20 protein-coding genes, 1 pseudogene and 1 other annotated feature are annotated in these 17944 nt (G+C 66.4%); of the genes and pseudogenes, 11 read left to right on the forward strand and 10 right to left on the reverse strand.

Annotation, left to right across the window (positions count from 1 at the left end; translation table 11 throughout):
* The first annotated feature begins 82 nt into the window (after positions 1-82).
* On the forward strand, positions 83-1135 hold the full coding sequence (locus tag ACT54L_RS06840) for a patatin-like phospholipase family protein (protein ID WP_476084794.1): 1053 nt from the start codon (positions 83-85) through the stop codon (positions 1133-1135).
* Positions 1136-1171: 36 nt separating this feature from the next.
* Here ACT54L_RS06840 and ACT54L_RS06845 read toward each other — a convergent pair whose 3' ends face one another.
* On the reverse strand, positions 1172-1603 hold the full coding sequence (locus tag ACT54L_RS06845; RefSeq protein WP_476084795.1) for a CBS domain-containing protein: 432 nt from the start codon (positions 1601-1603) through the stop codon (positions 1172-1174).
* A gap of 172 nt (positions 1604-1775) precedes the next feature.
* Positions 1776-2531 carry a rhomboid family intramembrane serine protease gene (locus ACT54L_RS06850; RefSeq protein ID WP_476084796.1) on the reverse strand — a complete coding sequence of 252 codons (756 nt, stop codon included), beginning with the start codon at positions 2529-2531 and terminating at the stop codon, positions 1776-1778.
* Between the two features lie 264 nt (positions 2532-2795).
* On the opposite strand from ACT54L_RS06850, the gene ACT54L_RS06855 reads away from it, so the two are divergent.
* Positions 2796-3458 (forward strand): transglutaminase-like cysteine peptidase, encoded by a 663-nt coding sequence (locus ACT54L_RS06855; protein ID WP_476084797.1) that lies wholly within the window; start codon positions 2796-2798, stop codon positions 3456-3458.
* 33 nt (positions 3459-3491) lie between these two features.
* Here the strand turns inward: ACT54L_RS06855 and ACT54L_RS06860 are convergent, their stop codons facing one another.
* Both ACT54L_RS06860 and ACT54L_RS06865 read right to left on the reverse strand, forming a co-directional pair.
* Positions 3492-4022 (reverse strand): gamma carbonic anhydrase family protein, encoded by a 531-nt coding sequence (locus ACT54L_RS06860; protein WP_476084798.1) that lies wholly within the window; start codon positions 4020-4022, stop codon positions 3492-3494.
* Between the two features lie 104 nt (positions 4023-4126).
* Positions 4127-4702: a low affinity iron permease family protein gene (locus ACT54L_RS06865; RefSeq protein WP_476084799.1), complete on the reverse strand. Its 576-nt coding sequence runs from the start codon at positions 4700-4702 to the stop codon at positions 4127-4129.
* An 84-nt stretch (positions 4703-4786) separates the two neighbouring features.
* Between ACT54L_RS06865 and ACT54L_RS06870 the strand changes: the two genes are divergently transcribed.
* From ACT54L_RS06870 to ACT54L_RS06895, 6 genes and pseudogenes are all read left to right on the forward strand, one after another.
* On the forward strand, positions 4787-5209 hold the full coding sequence (locus tag ACT54L_RS06870; RefSeq protein WP_476084800.1) for an MAPEG family protein: 423 nt from the start codon (positions 4787-4789) through the stop codon (positions 5207-5209).
* A 71-nt stretch (positions 5210-5280) separates the two neighbouring features.
* On the forward strand, positions 5281-5955 hold the full coding sequence (locus ACT54L_RS06875; protein ID WP_476084801.1) for a 5'-methylthioadenosine/S-adenosylhomocysteine nucleosidase: 675 nt from the start codon (positions 5281-5283) through the stop codon (positions 5953-5955).
* Positions 5952-7253, forward strand: coding sequence for an RsmB/NOP family class I SAM-dependent RNA methyltransferase (locus ACT54L_RS06880; protein ID WP_476084802.1), 1302 nt, complete (start codon positions 5952-5954; stop codon positions 7251-7253). The genes ACT54L_RS06875 and ACT54L_RS06880 overlap by 4 nt, the downstream gene beginning before the upstream one ends.
* A gap of 44 nt (positions 7254-7297) precedes the next feature.
* A complete protein-coding gene (locus ACT54L_RS06885) occupies positions 7298-8125 on the forward strand; it encodes an ArsR/SmtB family transcription factor (protein ID WP_476084803.1) in 828 nt (275 codons plus the stop codon).
* Between the two features lie 108 nt (positions 8126-8233).
* On the forward strand, positions 8234-9781 hold the full coding sequence (guaA, locus tag ACT54L_RS06890) for a glutamine-hydrolyzing GMP synthase (protein ID WP_476084804.1): 1548 nt from the start codon (positions 8234-8236) through the stop codon (positions 9779-9781).
* A 53-nt stretch (positions 9782-9834) separates the two neighbouring features.
* A pseudogene (locus ACT54L_RS06895) lies at positions 9835-10355 on the forward strand (transposase family protein); the annotation flags it as partial.
* Positions 10119-10235: a sequence feature (AL1L pseudoknot), on the forward strand. (Overlaps the previous pseudogene by 117 nt.)
* On the opposite strand, the gene ACT54L_RS06900 reads toward ACT54L_RS06895, so the two are convergent.
* Positions 10259-10540: a hypothetical protein gene (locus ACT54L_RS06900; protein ID WP_476085197.1), complete on the reverse strand. Its 282-nt coding sequence runs from the start codon at positions 10538-10540 to the stop codon at positions 10259-10261. The pseudogene ACT54L_RS06895 and the gene ACT54L_RS06900 sit on opposite strands and share 97 nt — an antisense overlap.
* Here ACT54L_RS06900 and ACT54L_RS06905 point away from each other — a divergent pair.
* Entirely contained in the window at positions 10539-10832 is a 294-nt protein-coding gene (locus ACT54L_RS06905) for a hypothetical protein (RefSeq protein WP_476085199.1), read from the forward strand. The two genes, ACT54L_RS06900 and ACT54L_RS06905, sit on opposite strands and share 2 nt — an antisense overlap.
* 151 nt (positions 10833-10983) lie before the next feature.
* Here the strand turns inward: ACT54L_RS06905 and ACT54L_RS06910 are convergent, their stop codons facing one another.
* Positions 10984-11976 carry an MBL fold metallo-hydrolase gene (locus tag ACT54L_RS06910; RefSeq protein ID WP_476084805.1) on the reverse strand — a complete coding sequence of 331 codons (993 nt, stop codon included), beginning with the start codon at positions 11974-11976 and terminating at the stop codon, positions 10984-10986.
* A gap of 174 nt (positions 11977-12150) precedes the next feature.
* Between ACT54L_RS06910 and ACT54L_RS06915 the strand changes: the two genes are divergently transcribed.
* Positions 12151-13056: a LysR family transcriptional regulator gene (locus tag ACT54L_RS06915; protein ID WP_476084806.1), complete on the forward strand. Its 906-nt coding sequence runs from the start codon at positions 12151-12153 to the stop codon at positions 13054-13056.
* A gap of 131 nt (positions 13057-13187) precedes the next feature.
* On the opposite strand, the gene ACT54L_RS06920 is transcribed toward ACT54L_RS06915, so the two are convergent.
* The 3 genes from ACT54L_RS06920 to ACT54L_RS06930 all read right to left on the reverse strand — a co-directional run bounded on the left by ACT54L_RS06920 (position 13188) and on the right by ACT54L_RS06930 (position 15310).
* The gene (locus ACT54L_RS06920; RefSeq protein ID WP_476084807.1) at positions 13188-13523 is read right to left on the reverse strand and encodes an Atu4866 domain-containing protein; all 336 of its coding nucleotides are present in this window, start codon (positions 13521-13523) and stop codon (positions 13188-13190) included.
* A 126-nt stretch (positions 13524-13649) separates the two neighbouring features.
* Positions 13650-14201, reverse strand: coding sequence for a nuclear transport factor 2 family protein (locus ACT54L_RS06925; protein ID WP_476084808.1), 552 nt, complete (start codon positions 14199-14201; stop codon positions 13650-13652).
* Positions 14202-14251: 50 nt separating this feature from the next.
* Entirely contained in the window at positions 14252-15310 is a 1059-nt protein-coding gene (locus ACT54L_RS06930; protein WP_476084809.1) for an aldo/keto reductase, read from the reverse strand.
* A 98-nt stretch (positions 15311-15408) separates the two neighbouring features.
* Between ACT54L_RS06930 and ACT54L_RS06935 the strand changes: the two genes are divergently transcribed.
* On the forward strand, positions 15409-16299 hold the full coding sequence (locus ACT54L_RS06935; RefSeq protein ID WP_476084810.1) for a LysR family transcriptional regulator: 891 nt from the start codon (positions 15409-15411) through the stop codon (positions 16297-16299).
* 233 nt (positions 16300-16532) lie between these two features.
* Here ACT54L_RS06935 and ACT54L_RS06940 read toward each other — a convergent pair whose 3' ends face one another.
* On the reverse strand, positions 16533-17738 hold the full coding sequence (locus ACT54L_RS06940) for an alpha/beta hydrolase family protein (protein WP_476084811.1): 1206 nt from the start codon (positions 17736-17738) through the stop codon (positions 16533-16535).
* Between the last annotated feature and the right edge of the window lie 206 nt (positions 17739-17944).

Below are 17944 nucleotides of genomic sequence, written 5' to 3' on the forward strand. Positions count from 1 at the left end.
GCGCGAGGGCCACGCTTCCGACATCAAACGCCGATAAGCTCCCGTTTCCCTTGCGCAAAGCGGCGGGGGATCGGAGGCGCGGATGTTCCAAAGCTTCAACCCGTTCGGCAACAAAGGTCCGAGCACGCCCACCGAGGGCGAGGCGGACCCGGCCAGCGCGGGACTTGCGCCGGACATGGATCTGTCTCCCGCAGCCCCCCGCATGAAGCCCGGCCAGCCCCGGCTGGCCCTGGCGCTCGGGGGCGGCGCGGCGCGCGGCTTTGCCCATGTGGGTGTGCTGCGCACCCTGGATCGCCACGGCATCCGCCCGGACGTGCTCGCCGGCACCTCTATCGGAGCGGCGGTGGGCGGGCTTTGGGCGGCTGGCAAGCTCGACGACTTCGAGGACTGGGCCCGCAGCCTCAACAAGCGCCGCGTCCTCGCCCTGCTCGACCTGACGCTGGGCTCGCCCGGCCTCATCGGCGGGCGTCGGCTTCTGGAGCGCCTGCGCGTGGAACTGGCGGGACAAGCCATCGAGGCCCTGCCGGTGGCATTCGCGGCCATCGCCACGGAGCTCGGCAGCGGACATGAAATCTGGCTGACCCGTGGCGACCTTGCGGAAGCAATCCACGCCTCCTACAGCCTGCCCGGCATTTTCACCCCCACCAAGGTGGGAGGGCGGTGGCTCATGGACGGGGCGCTGGTCAATCCCATTCCGGTGTCGGCCGCCCGCGCCCTCGGCGGGCGCGTGGTGGTGGCCGTCAACCTGAATGCCGAGGTGTTCGGACGCGGGACGGTCATCCAGGACCATGGTGGCGTCATTGCGGAAGCGGCTGAGGAGTTCGTGGCTCAGAAGCGCCTGCGCCTCGGTGGCATGCTTCGCCCCGACAAGCTGCTGCGCCGCCATTTCCTCTCCGGGCCGAAGGACGGGCCGCGCGGCATTTCCGCGGTCATGATCGATGCCTTCAACATCACCCAGGACCGTATCGCGCGCTCCCGCCTCGCCGGCGATCCGCCGGACGTCCTCATTTCCCCCAAGCTCGGCCGCATCGGCCTGTTCGATTTTCACCGCGCAGACGACGCCATCGCGGCGGGTGCGGAGGCCGCCGAGCGGATGGTGGAAGACATTGGCGAGGCCATGGCCGCCTTGGGCTGACGACGGCGCGGGCGCCGCCGCCGGCCCCTTGCGCTGTCAGGCGGTCATGATGTAGTCGCGCAGTTCCGCGCTTTCCCGCTCCATCTCTTCGACCCGGTGCTTGACCACGTCGCCAATGGAGATGATGCCCAGGAGGCGGCCGCGCTCCACCACGGGAACGTGGCGGAACCGACCCCGTGTCATCCGCTCCATGATGACGGGGATGCTCTCCTCCAGCGTGCAGGTGACGACCGCACGGGTCATCACGGAGGACACGGGATCGCTGAGCACCTCCGGGCCTTTCTCGGCCAGGATGCGCACCACGTCCCGTTCCGAGAGGATGCCCACGAGGCGGCCACCGTCGTCCACCGCCACGATGGCGCCGATCCGATGCTCGGCGAGGCTCGCCACCGCGTCTGAGAGGCTGGCGTCCGGCGCGATGGTCACCAGGGGACCGGACTTGCGCTGCAAAAGAATGCCGACCGTCATGAGTGTCTCCTTCCCCGCCCATTCAAGGGTGGCGGCCCGGAGGCTCTCTGTGACGGAGCCAATTCATGGCCGCCGGATCAGGATGAGGTCGCATCGCGCGCCCCACCTGCCTTGAGGGAATGATCCACCCTCCCCTTGCGTTGCGCAAGAGCCCCTTTTGCCGGGGATCGCCTCAGCTCCGCGGCGAAGCACCACGCAGACGGGGCACAGGGTCGAACAAAGGAAACAGCAGCAGGCCCGCCGCGAAGCCGCCCAGATGTGCCTGCCAGGCCACCTCCGCTCCTTCGGTCCCCGGCATGGCCATGCCGGCGCCAAACAGGAAATTGAGTAGGACGAAGACGCCGATGAACACCAGAACCCGGCGATCCTGCAGCACGGCCGTGAGCGGCATGGCGGGCTGATGGTCCGCGTAATGGCTGCGGCGCGGCCCGAGCGCCCCACCGGGCGCAAAGGCAAAGCGCACCGAAGCCGCCATGGCACCCGACACCACCGCGGATGCGCCGATCATGGGGGAGATGCCCTCGGGATAGGCCAGCAGATGCGCGGCCGCACCGGCCACAGCGGTGGCGATGAAGAACAGCAGAAACCGGGGCGTGCCGAAGCGGCGCGCCACGGGAGAGGCGAACGCCAGCATCCACACGCTATTCACCCCCACATGCACCCAATTGGCGTGCAGGAAGGCATAGGTCACGAAGGTCCAGATCTGCGCCCCAAGCCCCCCGGGCAAGGCATCGGGCGCCCCCAGGTCGTAGCGGATCGGCACGAAGGCGAACCACGCCAGCATCATGAGGTCGGTGTCGGGATCGAGCAGATACGCCCGCACGAACTCGATGCCCGCCATGATGAGGACGAGCGCGGCCACCACCCCCGGAATGTTGAAAACCGGCTCGCGGGAGGGGGGAGTGCGGAAGTCGAAGGATTGGGACACGCCACGGACATAAGCCCCCTGCCCCGCGGGGGCAAGGGCGCTTCCCATGCAAAGCCCAAGGCAGGGGCGCCGGGCCATGCGGAGCGGCGTCCCGCTCGGCAAGAGGCCGCGCCCGGCCGGAGGGTCCAGGCGGGCCAGGGCGCGCGGCCGCAACACCCAAGTCCATATGGTGAATTGGCGTTAAGGTTAAGAAAAGGTTGACGGCGCAAAAGTGGCGAAGATCGGGCATTATGATTTCGTTAACCAGAAGCGATCATCTCCGCCATGCCGCTGTCCCGTCTGCTCACGACCCTCGCTCTGCTCGTTGCGGGCACGGTCTGCGCCGCCGCCGGCGATGCCCGCCACGCCGCGCTGCAGCCCCAGGTGGTCCCGCTTCCCCAGCCGGCGCCGTCCTTCTCGGCCCATCTGGTGGCGATCGGCGGCACCAGCCCGCCGGTGGGCTATGTGCGCTTCTGCGCCGAGAATGCCGGGGACTGCGTGGCGCGTGGCGAGATCCTGTTCGAGATGCCACTGGACCGGGCGCGCTGGAGCGAGCTTGAGCAGGTCAATCGCAAGCTGAACACCGAGATAGAGCCCATGACCGACCTCGACCATTATGGCGAGGTCGAGCGGTGGGCCTACCCCACCGACGGAAAGGGCGATTGCGAGGACTATGTGCTCGCCAAGCGCAAGGTGCTTCTGGAGAAGGGCTGGCCGGCCTCCGTGCTGCTCATCACCGTGGTACGGGACAAGGAAGGCGACGGCCACGCGGTGCTCACCGTGGTGACGGACCGCGGCGACCTGGTCCTGGATAACCAGGAAGCCGAGATCTTGCCCTGGCAGGACACCGGATACCGCTACGTCAAGCGGCAGTCCCAGGGCGATCCCAATCTGTGGGTGTCGCTGGGCGAAACCCGGTCTCCCCCGGTGGTCGGCGGCGGGCGCTGAGCCCGCCCGCAGCGCCGAGCCTCTGGCCTGCCGTCAGTCGAGGCGCTTCAGCCCGCTGGCATAGCGCTTCCAATTGATCTGGTAGTGCATGGCGGTGCGGTGCAGACGCGCGATCATGTCTTCGTCCAGGGTGCGGATCACCCGGGCCGGTGAACCGACGATGAGGGAATTGTCGGGAAACTCCTTCCCCTCGGTGACCAGCGCATTCGAGCCCACAAGCGAATTGGCGCCGATGCGGGCGCCGTTCAGCACGGTCGCGCCCATGCCGATGAGGCTGTTTTCACCCACCGTGCAGCCATGCAGGATGGCCATGTGCCCCACCGTGACGCCCGCCGCCAAGGTGAGCGGAAAGCCGGGATCGGTGTGGAGGACACAATTCTCCTGGATGTTGGTCCCCGCCCCCACCACGATGGGTTCATTATCCCCCCGCAGCACGCAGCCAAACCAGATGCTGGCATTTTCCTTCAGCACCACGCGGCCGATGACCGTCGCATCCGGCGCGATCCAATAGCGCCCGGAGGCGGGAAGTTCGGGCTTCACGCCATCGAGGGAATAAAGCGGCATGCAAGTCTCCTGACATGGGCGGTCCGCTCCCGTGCAGCGCGGCACGCACGGGTCTCACTATACCGAGCCACCCGCCCGTTCCAGCCCTTCCATGTCGGGACTTTTCAGGAGGAAGATGCCGTCTTTGTGTCCGAGGCCTCTGCGCGGACTGCGGACGCCTGGATCGCTCGGGCTTCCACGCCCAGGTGCGACAGTCCGCCCTTCTCGGGCGGGTCATCGGCGGCGGCCGCCCCATGGTCGGCGCTCGCCCGTGCACCATCGGCCAGCCGCGCATAATCCGCACGCAGGCGGTCGAGCGTCTTCTCGTCCAGGTCCTCCAGGTCCAGGAGCACGTTGCGCGGGCCATCGCTGCGGGCGATCAGCTCGTCGATCTTGATCTGAAGTGCCTCTGTGTCGCGGTTCTGGCTGTTCTGGATCAGGAAGACCATCAGGAAGGTGATGATGGTGGTCGAGGTGTTGATGATGAGCTGCCAGGTGTCGTTGAAGCCGAAAAGCGGCCCCGTCAGCCCCCAGATGATGATGACGAGGACCGCCAGGAAGAACGTCACCGGCTTGCCGGCATACCGCGACACCGCTTGGGAAAAGCGGGTAAAAAAGGGCCGCGGGGCGGGCCCGGACCCCACCTGCGGGGCGCAATGGGTGGGAGCGGACGGGGGGTGTGCGGTCTCGGCCGTGGACATGGCCTCTTCCTCCAAATCACATGCAGGAGGGAACGGACCGCCGCGTTCGAGGTTCCAGCTTCACCACGACCATGGGAGACCGGCATGTCCGTCGCGATGATCCTTCTGCCCCTTTTCGTTCAGGTGGGCCTCACCTTTGTCCTCCTGTTCGCCCTCGGCCCCATGCGCTTCCGGGCGGTGCGCGAGGGGCAGGTGGCCTTGGATGCGGCGGCCATGGATGGGAACGCCTTCCCGCCGCGCTGCCGCCAGTTCGCCAATGCCTTCCGCAACCAGTTCGAGCTGCCGGTGCTGTTCTATGTGCTCACCGCGCTGGCCCTCTTCACGCGCAAGGCGGACATCGTGTTCGTGGCCCTGGCGTGGGTGTTCGTGCTGACGCGGATCGTCCATGCCACCGTGCACGTGACGTCCAACAACCTGCGCCTGCGATTCACCGCCTTTCTGGTGGGCACCCTCGTGCTTCTCCTTATGTGGGTGCTGTTCGCGCTCTCCATCCTGCTGAATGTGTAAGCGGCGGCGGATTGACAGACGGGCTTGGGCATCGGAGGAGAGGCGCCAGCTTTTCCAATGGGTGTTGGACCATGGATGATCCCCGCCGCCATGTGCGGTCCGTCGGCGGCCTCGACGTGCTGTTCGTAATGGCCGCGCAGGCGGAATACGGGCCGCATCTGAAGGCGCGGATCGACCCGCTGATGACCGGCGTCGGCCCTGTGGAGGCCGCCGCCGCCACCGCCCTGACCCTTGCCGGCCTCTCCCACCGCGACGACCTGCCGGACCTTATCTTCACCCTGGGATCGGCCGGCTCGCGGGCGCTTGACCATGCCGGCGTCTACCAGGTCTCCAGCGTCTCGTACCGGGATATGGATGCCTCGGCCCTTGGATTCGAGCGGGGACTGACGCCGTTCGGCGACCACCCCGCCATTATCCCCATTCCCCATCTGTTCGCCGGCGTGCCGGCCGCCTCCCTCTCCACGGGGGGGGCCATCATTTCCGGATCGGCCTATGAGGCCATCGCCGCCGACATGGTGGACATGGAGACCTTCGCTGTCCTGCGCGCCGCCCATCGGTTCCGCGTGCCGGTCATTGGTCTGCGCGGCATCAGCGATGGCAAGTCGGAGCTGACGCGCTACGAGGACTGGACCGAATATCTGCACATCATCGACGAGCGCCTCGCCGCGGCGCTCGATTTGTTCGATGCGGAGGTGACCGCCGGGCGGTTCAGCCTCCGCGCACCCGTTCCCGGAGAGACCCCTTGACCCCTTCCGCCCGCCTGTCGGCCGCCATGGAAATCCTGGCCGACCTTGCCGCGCGTCGCCGCCCGGCCATTGATTGCCTGAAGGATTGGGGCGTCTCCCATCGCTTCGCCGGCTCCGGCGACCGCGCTGCCATCGGCGGGATTGTCTTCGACACCCTGCGCCGGCGCGCCTCGGCGGCTCACGTGATGGGAGCGGACACCCCGCGCGCGCTCATGCTCGGCATGCTCGCCGTGATGCGGGGCCTCGACCTTGCCGCCATCGAACAGCTCTGCGACGGCGGCCGCTTCGCCCCCGCTCCGCTATCGGAGGAGGAGCGCACCCGCCTCGCCACCCCCTCCCTGGACGGCGCCGCCCCCTGGGTGCAGGGCGATTATCCCCAATGGCTGGACCCGCAACTGGCCTCCATGTTCGGAGAAGCCCGCATCGCGGAAGGCCGGGCACTCGCAGCCCGTGCGCCGCTGGACCTGCGGGTCAACACCTTGCGCGCCCGCCCCGACGAGGTGCTGGAGGCGCTCGGCCACCTCAACCCCGTGGGCACAGAATGGTCGCCGCTTGGCCTGCGCATCGCCCTCGACGCGGAAGGCAAGACCCCGCCCGTCACCTCCGAACCCATCTTCCTCAAAGGTGGGCTGGAGGTGCAGGACGAGGGCTCGCAGATCGCCGCCATCCTCGCCGCGCCCGTGCCCGGCTCGCAGGTGCTGGACATGTGCGCGGGGGCCGGCGGCAAGACGCTGGAGCTGGCCGCCCTCATGGACAATAAGGGCCAGATCTACGCTCATGATTCCGACGTGCGCCGCCTGAAGCCCATGCATGAGCGCCTGGAGCGCGCCGGCGTGCGCAACGTGCAGGTGCGCGCGCCGCGCGGTCCGGCCGACGTGCTCGCCGACCTCGCCGGCAAGATGGACCTGGTGCTGGTGGACGCCCCCTGCACGGGCACTGGAACCTGGCGCCGCAATCCCGACGCCAAGTGGCGGGTGCGCCCCGGCGCCCTCGACGAGCGGGTCCGCGACCAGGCCAGCATCCTCGCGAGCGCCGCCCGCTATGTGCGGCCCGGCGGGCGCCTAGCTTATGTCACCTGCTCGGTGCTGGACGACGAGAATGGCGCCCAGATCCGCCGTTTCCTGGATCAGCAGCCGGATTTCTCTGTCGTGCCGGCCGTGGAGACCGTGCTGGCGCTGGGGCAACAGGGCCTTGCCCTGCGCGAGGCCGCGCTCGCCTCCCCCGAAGGGCTGCTCATGACGCCCCGCCGCACCCGCACCGACGGCTTCTTCGTCAGCATCCTCAGGCGCGCCGCGTAAGTGCGGCGTGCGTCTTGCACGGCGTGCGCTGGAGGCGCACTTACGTGACCAACTTGACACGTGACCAAAACGGCACATATCATTTTGCCATGGATGCGGTCTTCGATGCTCTCGCCCATCCAGTCCGACGCGAACTGCTCGACCGTCTAAGAGAAACAGACGGGCAGACGCTTACGGCTCTGGAGCGAACGCAGGCGCTCACCCGGTTCGCCGTGATGAAGCACCTGGCGATCCTTGAACGCGCCCATCTCGTCACCACCCGCAAGGTGGGGCGCGAGAAGCTGCATTTTCTCAACCCCGTGCCGCTCCAGCAGGTGGCCGACCGGTGGATCTCCCGCTATGCGGCACCGTTCGCTCGCACCCTGGAGGATCTGTCCCGCGCCGTGGAAGGACCAAAGCCCGTGCCGTCATCTGCCACAGCCCCGCGCCACGCCTATGAGCATCTCATCCGGGCACAGCCGGAAGACATCTGGTCGATCCTCACTGACGACGCCAAGACCCCCCTTTGGCAACACTTCAACATGTCCTCTTCAACGGACTGGCGCGTTGGCGGCGCCATCACGTTCTTTGTCGGGGAACAGGCAATGATCGTGGGCGAAATCCTGGAACTCACGCCACCGACACGGCTCGTCCACAGCTTCAGCGCGCGGTGGTCCTCGGAGGTCGCGGGCGACCCGCCTTCGCGCGTGACGTGGACCTTGGAAGCGGTGCCGGGGGGCACGCGCCTCGTGCTGGTGCATGATGATTTCGGAGGCGATACCTTGACCAGCCGCATGGTGACCGGCGGATGGCCGGAGAGCCTGTCGCGTCTGAAGACGCTCGTCGAAACGGGCATCCCCTTTCTGGTACCGGCCCCAATCCCGGCAGCCTGACCCCGCCGCCCGCCCCTTCCGCGCGCGGGAGCCATGCGGGCAATGGCTTCCGGTTTGGAAGCTTTGCGACTAAAGAGACGGCACCTTCGCCTCTTGGAAAGCCGCGCCATGCAAGACACCGTCCTCATCATCGACTTCGGCAGCCAGGTCACCCAGCTGATTGCCCGGCGCGTGCGCGAGGAAGGCGTCTATTCCGAAGTGGTGCCGTTCCAGAAGTCCTCCGAGGCGTTCGCGCGCCTGAAGCCCAAGGCGGTCATCCTGTCCGGCGGCCCGGCCTCCGTGATCGAGGGCGAGAGCCCCCGCGCGCCCCAGGAGATTTTCGAGGCCGGCATTCCCGTGCTGGGCATCTGCTATGGCGAGCAGACCATGGCGGACCAGCTGGGCGGCAAGGTGGAAGGCGGCCATCACCGGGAGTTCGGCCGCGCCGAGGTTGAGGTGAAGAAGGCGAGCCGCCTGTTCGAGGGCGTGTGGCAGCCGGGCCAGCGTTATCTGGTGTGGATGAGCCATGGCGATCGCGTCACCGCCCTCCCCCAGGGCTTCGAGGCCATCGCCACCTCCGAGAACGCGCCCTTTGCCGCCATCGCCGATGAGAGCCGCAGCTATTATGCCGTGCAGTTCCACCCCGAGGTAGTGCACACGCCTGATGGCGCCAAGCTCCTGCGCAATTTCGTGCGCCGCATTGCCGGCCTCGAGGGCACCTGGACCATGGGCGCCTTCAAGCAGGAGGCCATGGCCCGCATCCGCGCCCAGGTGGGGTCCGGCCGGGTGATTTGCGGCCTTTCCGGCGGCGTTGATTCCGCCGTGGCCGCGGTGCTCATCCACGAGGCCATCGGCGACCAGCTCACCTGCGTGTTCGTGGACCACGGCCTGATGCGCCTCGGCGAGGCCGAGCAGGTGGTTTCCCTGTTCCGCAACACCTACAATATCCCGCTGGTGCACGCGGACGCCTCCGAGCTCTTCCTGCGGGAGCTGTCCGGCGTCACCGACCCGGAAGCCAAGCGCAAGACCATCGGCCGGCTCTTCATCGACGTGTTCGAGGCCGAGGCCAAGAAGGTGGGCGGCGCCGATTTCCTCGCCCAGGGCACGCTCTATCCGGACGTGATCGAAAGCGTCTCCTTCACCGGCGGCCCGTCGGTGACCATCAAGAGCCATCACAATGTGGGCGGCCTGCCGGCCCGCATGAACATGAAGCTGGTGGAGCCGCTGCGCGACCTCTTCAAGGACGAAGTCCGCGCGCTCGGCCGCGAACTCGGCCTTCCCGAGAGCTTCGTCGGCCGCCACCCCTTCCCCGGCCCGGGCCTTGCCATCCGTTGCCCCGGCGAGATCACCCCCGAAAAGCTGGACATCCTGCGCCAGGCGGACGCCATCTTTCTGGAAGAAATCCGCGCCGCCGGCCTCTATGACGTCATCTGGCAAGCCTTCGCCGTGCTGCTCCCCGTCCGGACCGTGGGCGTCATGGGCGACGGGCGCACCTATGACCACGTCCTCGCCCTGCGCGCCGTCACCTCCGTCGACGGCATGACCGCAGATTTCTATCCCTTCGACATGACCTTCCTCGGCCGCACCGCCACCCGCATCATCAATGAGGTGCGCGGCATCAACCGCGTGGTCTACGACGTGACGAGCAAGCCGCCCGGCACCATCGAGTGGGAATAGTGAACAGTCCCGGGTTTGCCGGAGGCCCTAACTCCTGAGAGATAGGGGCCATTATGAGCAGCAAGACGACGAACAGATTTTCGCCTGAGGTGCGCCAGCGCGCGGTGTGGATGGTGCTGGAGCACGTGGGGGGTCATCCGTCTCGGTGGGCGGCGATGGGTCTCGATCGCCGAGAAGATCGGCTGCACGGCCCAGACCATCAACGAGTGGGTCAAGAAGACCGTGGTCGACGCGGGTAGGCGAGCGGGCGTGCCCAGCGACGTGGCCGAGAAGATGATGGCGCTGGAGCGGGAGAACCGCGAGTTGCGCCAGGCCAATGATATCCTAAGCAAGCGTCGGTTTAATTCGCCCACTCGGAGCTCGACCGCCCAGTCAAGCGATGATCGCTTTTATCGACGATCACCGAGAGGCGTATGGGGTCGAGCCGATCTGCAAAGTCTTGCCGATCGCCCCGTCCACATACCACGAGCAACTGGCTCAGCGGCGCGATCCCGGGCGAATGCGGGCCAGGGCGCGGCGGGACCAGGCGCTGAAGCCCGAGGTCGCCCGCGACTTCGCGGAGAACTTCGCCGTGGTCGTCAATTGGTCCTGCGCCACCGACTCGTGATGGGTAACGCCCACATGGCGGATGAGCCCCTCCCGCTTCCAGGCCTTCATCGGCGGGATGATGACCGGCGCATTGGTGATGCTTTGGCATTGCATGAGATTGATCGTGTCGCGCCAGGTGCGCAGACGCGACTGCCGAAAGCTCCTCGGCATGGCTCTCATCACCGAGATATTCTCCCGTGGCCCACACCTTGTTGGCAAGGAACATCCCGTCCGATCTCGCATACTCCCCCATGAACTGACCGATACTGACCTCCGCCGAGCCATAGAGCGGCGAGGTGTCGACGACGCGGCCGACGGCCGTGACATAGCGCTCAAAGACCTGCCGGAGAGCGGCGCGGGGCATGCCGGGCTTCAGGTCGAAGGTCAGGAAGGTGCCAAGGCCGAGCGCCGTGAGCCGCTCACCGATCCGCGGCAAGGGGCGGGTCAGCACATCTGGACTTGAGCCGGAAGCAGCAGACGCCACCGGCGTCCCGGGGCCTGGGCCGTGGCCGTCGTGGCAAGGGCGAGCCGCGTTGCCGCCGCGCCCATGGTGCCGAGGAAACCGCGTCGATTGATCTTGGATTGATCCATGGGATCCTCCTCTGTCCTGCGCGTCAGAACTGCCAGTTGGCGGGCACCCAGACGTAGGCGCCATCGGTCTTGAGCAGCCGACCGAGGCCCGGGAACGGAAAGTGAAAGCCGAGCACGGGAATGCCATCTGTGGCCGCCCGGTCGAAGATGCGCCGGCGGGAGGCAAGGGCCGTCGCCTTGTCGCGATCCGGGCCCGGAACCCACGGCCGGTCCACATTGACCACAGGGTGATAGGCAAGGTCGGCTGTCAGCAGGAGTTGGTCGTTGCCGGAATGGACGAGGAATGAGGCCATGCCCGGCGTGTGACCAGACGCGACAATCGTTGTGAGGCCGGGCACGATCTCGGCGCCGGCTTCGTACAGCGTGACATCGTTGGTCACCGGCTCAAGGCTGGCCTTGATGGCGGCAGCGAAGCGCACGCGGAAATCCTGAGGGACCGGCATGTAGGAGAGGTCAGGGTCGGTGCGGACAAAGAAATCCCAGTCGGCCTTCGGCACGAAGACAGCGGCGCGAGGGAAGGCCTTGCCGCCTTCTGCCGTTCTCAGATTGCCCACATGGTCGGGATGGGTGTGCGAAATGACAATCACATCAATGTCTGCAGGCCCAAGCCCGATCGCCGCAAGGTTCTCAAAGACGCGGCCGCCATTGGGGCCCATGGTCTTGCCCGCCCCTGCCTCGATCAGGATGCGCCGCCCGCCGGTTTCGACCAGCAGCGTGTTGAGATTGAGCGTCATGTGGTCCGTGGGCAGAAATGCGCGCCGGAGCACCGCCTGAAGCTCCGCCTGGGGCGCATCGCTCGCATAGATCCGCGGCGGGCCGCCAATGACACCGTCGCTCAAGACGGTCGCCCGGATATCGCCGACGCGGAAGCGGTAGCAGCCGGAATTGCCGATCTGCGACGGGGCTTCTTGGGCCTGCGCGCCGCCGGAACCGCCATGGACGGGGACGATCAGGCTCGATGCGCCTGCGACGGCGGACAGCATGATGGCGCGTCGGTTGAGGGTGAAGGCATTCATCGGTCTTCCCTTTCGTGTGAGCGCGCCTGCTTCACCCCAGCGTCAGGGCCGGAGGGGCCGGGAGAGGAAGCAGGCCAACCGCGCGCGTCAGTTGCCCCTACGGCAACCATGACACGGGGATATTCGACCGATAAGATGCGCAATCAAGATCAGCTTGATTAGATTTCCTTCCCAATGAACCCGATCCGCCTCGACAGTCTTGACGTGTTCGCCGCGATCGTCCGCTGTGGCGGTTTCCGCGCGGCGGCGCTCGAGCGCGGCGTGTCGTCATCGGCCTTGAGCCAGACGATGAACGCGCTGGAAGAGACCCTCGGCATCCGGCTTCTCAATCGCACGACGCGGAGCGTGTCGCCCACGGAAGCTGGGCAGCGCCTCCTCGAACGGCTGGCCCCTGCGCTGAGTGACATCAGGCGTGCGATTGTGGAAGTCGACGCGTTAAGGGATACGCCGTCCGGTACATTGCGGATCAATGCCCCCGCGCCGGCGGTCGACCACGTTCTCTGCCCGCTGGCATTCGCCTTCATGGAAGCCTATCGCGAGGTGAACATCGAAATCATCAGCGATGCGGCGGTTATCGACATCGTGGAACAGGGTTTCGATGCCGGCGTCCGGTTCGGCAAGCAATTGGCGCAGGACATGATCGCGCTGCCGCTTGGCCCGCCGCTTCGCTATACGATCGTGGCCTCGCCGGCCTACATCGCAAAGCACGGTCACCCAAAGTCACCGCATGATCTCATCGATCACGACTGCATCAAGCGCAGGTTTCCCGGCGGCACACTGGTCACGTGGCAGTTTGCCGATGGTCTGGAAGAGATTGAGGTCACGCCCACCGGCCGCCTGTTGGTGAGTTCGGCGCAGAACGAAGTGCAGGCGGCGCTGGCCGGCAGAGGGATCGCGCATGTCTTCGATGACTATGCCAGGCCTCACATCCTCACCGGCGAGCTCGTCGAACTCCTATCCGATTGGAGCCCGACCTTGCCGCACTGGTTTTTGTACTATCCAAGCCGCCGCCTCCCGAGCGCCGCCCTACGTGCGTTTCTCGATTACGTAAGGGGCTATGATTGGCAGGCCCGGCGCTAACCGCATGGAACGGCAAGACCGTTCGATCCCCGACGGGATCGTCCCTTAAGGAACCTTGATCGGGAACCTCCCCTCGCTGAGCGCACGGCAGATGACGCCGGCAGGCCGGCCCGCCTGCCTGTGCGGCCGCGTCAGGGCGTCGCGAGTGGAATCCCCTGTCGGCGCAGTATCATGCCGCCGTGACGCAAGGTGGCGAGGTCCACGAAGTCGCCATCGGCGGTGAAGCCGGTGTCGTCCCAATATTCGATACGCGTGCCGGTCACTTCATAGCGACCTTCATAGGCGCGCTCGCGCGTGCCACGGGCTTCGACATAGCGACCGTTGGGCAGCAGTTCGTGGCGGACACGACCATCGTCGGTCACCCACATGCCGGCATAGGGATGGTTCGGCTGCAATGCGGACACCTCGGCTTGGACGGATTGGCTCAGGAGGGTGGCGGTCACCAGGGCGGCGAATGCTTGTCGCATGATCGGGCTCCTCTCCATTGATGGGGGTGGTCGACCGCGAAAGGCGCACTGGTGCTGCAAGGGGTCTGAGGGCGGGCGGGCGGCCCGCCCGCAGCGCGGCGAGCCGTGGCACGGCCCGCGTCCAGGCTATTGCGCGCGCGGCTCGTTGTTCTCGACGACCTGCTGATAGGCAATGAGATCCAGAAACGCCTCGGCTTCAATGACCCGCCCATCCTTCATTCGGAAGATCCAGAGGAACTGGTTGCGATAGGGCGCGCCCGAGGTGGTGGTCGCCGAGCCGTCGAAGCGGATGAGGACGGTGTCTCCGACGGCATAGATGCCGCGGACCTCCGGCACGACCGGGCTGGCCAGGCGGCTGGTCAAGGGCCGCGAGGCCCGTTCGACGAAGTCGTCCTGGCTGCGATATGTGCCCGCGACCGGTCCGGAGCCGTGGATGGTCCAGACGACATCGGGGGCGAGAAGCGCGGCGAAGACGTAGGTGCCTCCGCGCCACTTCTCGAAGGCATCCTGGACGACGGCCTTGTTGCCTCTTTCGATGTCGGTGTCATGGGTCTGCGCGTGCAGATCAGAGGCGGTGATCTCGGCGTGCGCGGGCCCGAGCATGGCCAAGACCACCGAGGCGACGAACAGCCGGCGGCCCGGGCCGGCGAGACGGGAGAGCGATGAAAAGCGGGTCATGGGATCAGTCCTTGCGTTGGCAGACGGGGGCACGGCGCCGCTCTACGGAGTCAGCTGCGGCGCGCCACGGACGCTCCACCGAAGATGAGCTGCTGAACCAAGGGACGTTCGACGAAGCGGGCTGGGAAGATCGGATCGGGTTCGCTGACCCGGTTGAGGCGGGCAAGCTGTTCCGGGGACAGCGTCACATCCAGAGCGCCCAGATTTTCCTCCGCCTGGGCGATGGTGCGGGCGCCCATGATAGGCGATACGACAGTCGGGTTGGCGAGCGTCCAGGCCAGCGCGACCTGGGGCGGCGTCGCGCCCATGTCCTCGGCCACGGCGCGGACCTCCTGCGCGATTGCGATCGCGCGCTCGGTGAGATGACCTGACGAGGCGATGATGCCCTTGCGGCTGGGAGACACCGCGGCCTCCCGTGAATCCTGGATGTCCGCCGGGGTGTATTTGCCGGCGAGCACGCCGCCCCCCAGGGGCGACCAGGGGAGCACCCCGAGCCCCAGCGCCGCGGCCATCGGCATGAGCTCATGTTCGACGGTGCGCTCCACCAGACTGTATTCGATCTGAAGGGCGACGAAGGGCGACCATCCCCGCATATCGGCGAGGGTCTGCATCTCGGCGATCCGCCAGGCGGGGGTATTGCAGATGCCGAGATAGAGGACCTTGCCGGAGCGCACGAGGTCGTCCAGCGCCCGCATCACTTCATCCGGTCGGGTCGTCATGTCCCAGGCGTGGAGATGGACGAGATCGATCCGGTCGGTGGCAAGCTGCCGCAGGCTTTGCTCGACGGAACGCACCATGTTGAGGCGGTGGTTCCCGCCCGAATTGGGGTTCCCGGGATCGCGGGCCATGGTGAACTTTGTCGCCAGGACGAGCCGCTCCCGCTTATCGCCGACGAATTCTCCCAGGAAGCGTTCGGCCTCCCCGTTGGTGTAGTTCACCGCGGTGTCAATGAAGTTTCCGCCGTGATCGATGTAGAGATCAAATATGCGGCGGGCCTCGTTGCGATCCGCGCCCCAGCCCCACTGCGATCCGAACGTCATGGTCCCCAGGCTCAGCGGCGAAACACGCAAGCCCGAACGTCCCAGCAATCTGTAGTCCGCGAGTGTCATCTTTCGGCCATCCTCAATTCCAGGATCGAAAACTAGAGGCCGGACAGAGAGCGGACAACTTGCACAATCGTGACCAAGCTGGTAATTTCAGATTACCAATGGCCGTCGATCTCACTGGCATCACCGTCTTCCTGACCGTCGCGGAACTGCGAAGCTTCCGCGCGGCCGCCGAGCACCTGGGCGTGACACGGCCAGCGGTCAGCCAGGCCATCCGTCGCCTCGAGGATCGCCTGGGCGTCGCCCTGATCCAGCGAACGACCCGCAGCGTCAGCCTCACCGAGGCCGGCGCGCAGCTTTTCCAGCGCGTGGCGCCCGCCATCGCCGAGGTCGGCCTGGCCCTGGACGCGGCAGCGGATCGGGACATCGCGCCGAGCGGCCTTTTGCGGCTGGCGGTGTCCACGATCGCGGAGCGATTCATTTCAGGGCCGCTGCTGGCGGGATTTGCGGACGCCTATCCGGCCGTTCAGATCGACGTGACCGTCACGGACGAGGAGTTCGACATCGTGGCGGAGGGCTATGATGCCGGTGTCCGGCTTGGCGAGGTGATTGACCAGGACATGATCGCCATCCCGGTGTCGGGCGAGCAGCGTCAGACGGTGGTCGCTGCGCCCGCCTATATCGCGCGCTTCGGCAAGCCTTCGCATCCATCCGAACTGGTACGGCATCGCTGCATCGGCTGGCGCCCCGCGCCGCAGACGGCGCCCTACCGCTGGGAGTTCGGCGAAGACGGGCGCGAGTACGACGTCGCCGTGAACCCTGAGATCACCACCAACGACATGTGGCTGATGATCCGCACCGCCTGCGCGGGGGGAGGCATAACCTTCGGCATGGAGGAGACCTTCAGGCCCTATGTCGCCTCCGGCCAGTTGGTCCCTCTCCTCGAAGACTATTGCCCGTCCTTTGCGGGCTTCTTCCTGTATTTCCCAAACCGTCGGAACCTTGCCCCGAAGCTGCGGGCCCTGGCCGACCACGTGAAGCGCTGGCGATAGCGACGATAGATTTGCCGTGGCCGCTCTGGGCCAACGTCGCAAGCTTCGGGACTGTTGGAGAACGGCCGATCGCCCCGCCCTGGGCGGGTGGGTTCCCCGCGCGCCGCAGTTCCTCTTTGAGGGCCCCTGCGATAGCACCGAGAGCCGAAAGGCTTTTTTTATTTAAGAAAATCAATAACTTAGCTGATGTCACAAGCGGTCTGGGACAGTCCATGCCCGCTTGGGGACCGGAACTAACGGACGCCGGCCTTCAGCGTGTCGTCGAGCCAGTTGAACACCACCTCATCCTTGAAGGCCAACGCGCCGGACTGGCAATGGTTCTCGGCTCCGTCTTTCGCGGTGAACGCGTAGAAGGTTTTCGCGCCCGGCAAAGAGTCGAAAATCCGCTTGGGCTGGCCCCGGAAGAACAGGTCGTTCTCTGCCTCCAGGACCAGACACGGGCAGCGGATTAGGTGCGTGAGGCCCTCCATGCTCATCAACTTGGTCTTCTCGATATAGTCCGGGATGTTGCTGGCGCCGAAGGACCACAGCCCCTGCTCGACCGCCCAGCGCACATTGGTGTTCCGGGCCATCAGATCGTGGACGATCCGATCGCCCGCGGCCTTATCTCCTCTGCTGTAGGCGGCCATCGCATCCTTGGGCAGGACGCCCTCGACGGCGGCGTGGAAGTCATAGACGCCGTCGAAGAACACAGCCGCCCCAAAGCGCTGCTCATAGGCCACCGTTCGGGCGGCAAGGTACCCGCCCAGGCTCATCCCGATCAGGCCAAGTTTGCCGCCGTCCACGTCCGGCCGCCCCAGCGCGTAGTCGACGACGGGTATGACGACCCTTTCCCAATCGTGCCGGAACACCAGGCCCTGCGCGCGTAACGGCAGCCCCTGGCCCGGCCCGTCGAATGTGAGGCAATTGTACCCACGCCGGACGGCGGCGGCGCCCCCGAAAAAGAACAGCTCTTCAAGGCTGGAGTCATACCCGCCGTGGAGGATGATGGTCGGTCGCGGCTGACCGGTCTCGTCTGCCTTGTAGAAATAGCCTGGAAGGGTCGTTCCTTCGTAGGGGATTTCGACAGGCTCCCAGGTCGGGCCCATCAGCTTGGCAGCCTCCGCATAGCTGCTCGCCGAAGCTTTTGCTGTCTCCAGGATGCGGCGATCGTCCGGGTCGCCGTGCAGGTAGAATTCCGCCATGCGCAAGTAGGTGGAGGCGCGCAGGTAGGATTCACGTGCGCTGATGGGATGCCCGGCGGCGAGATACGCCTGCGCCCGCTCCAATGTCCGGCGTCCACGCGCGTTCCAGGCGGTGAACCAGCTCTCCAGGTCGCCTTCGACAATGTCCTCGGCCGTCGCAAACATCTCGCCGAGGTCGGCACCACCATAATAGGTGAAGCCGAGGTTGCGGATGAACTCAAACGCGAAAGACTCATCCTTGAACGCCACACGCATTGAAACCTCCAACGGTGCCGCCCGCTCCGGGAAACGGGCCGGTTCAACGCAGGTCCAGCCCCCGACGACCCGTTTGGGGGTGTACATGTCGCGCATGCCGGCGACATTGCGCCAGCCCAAGCTGGCATGAATGCGGTGAGGTCCACCCGCCGGACGCGCTCGGGGGTGCAGTTCTTGAACGGCCGTGCGCGCCGGGGGGCGGTGAC

This window comes from Aquabacter sp. DMC10 (assembly GCF_056314145.1).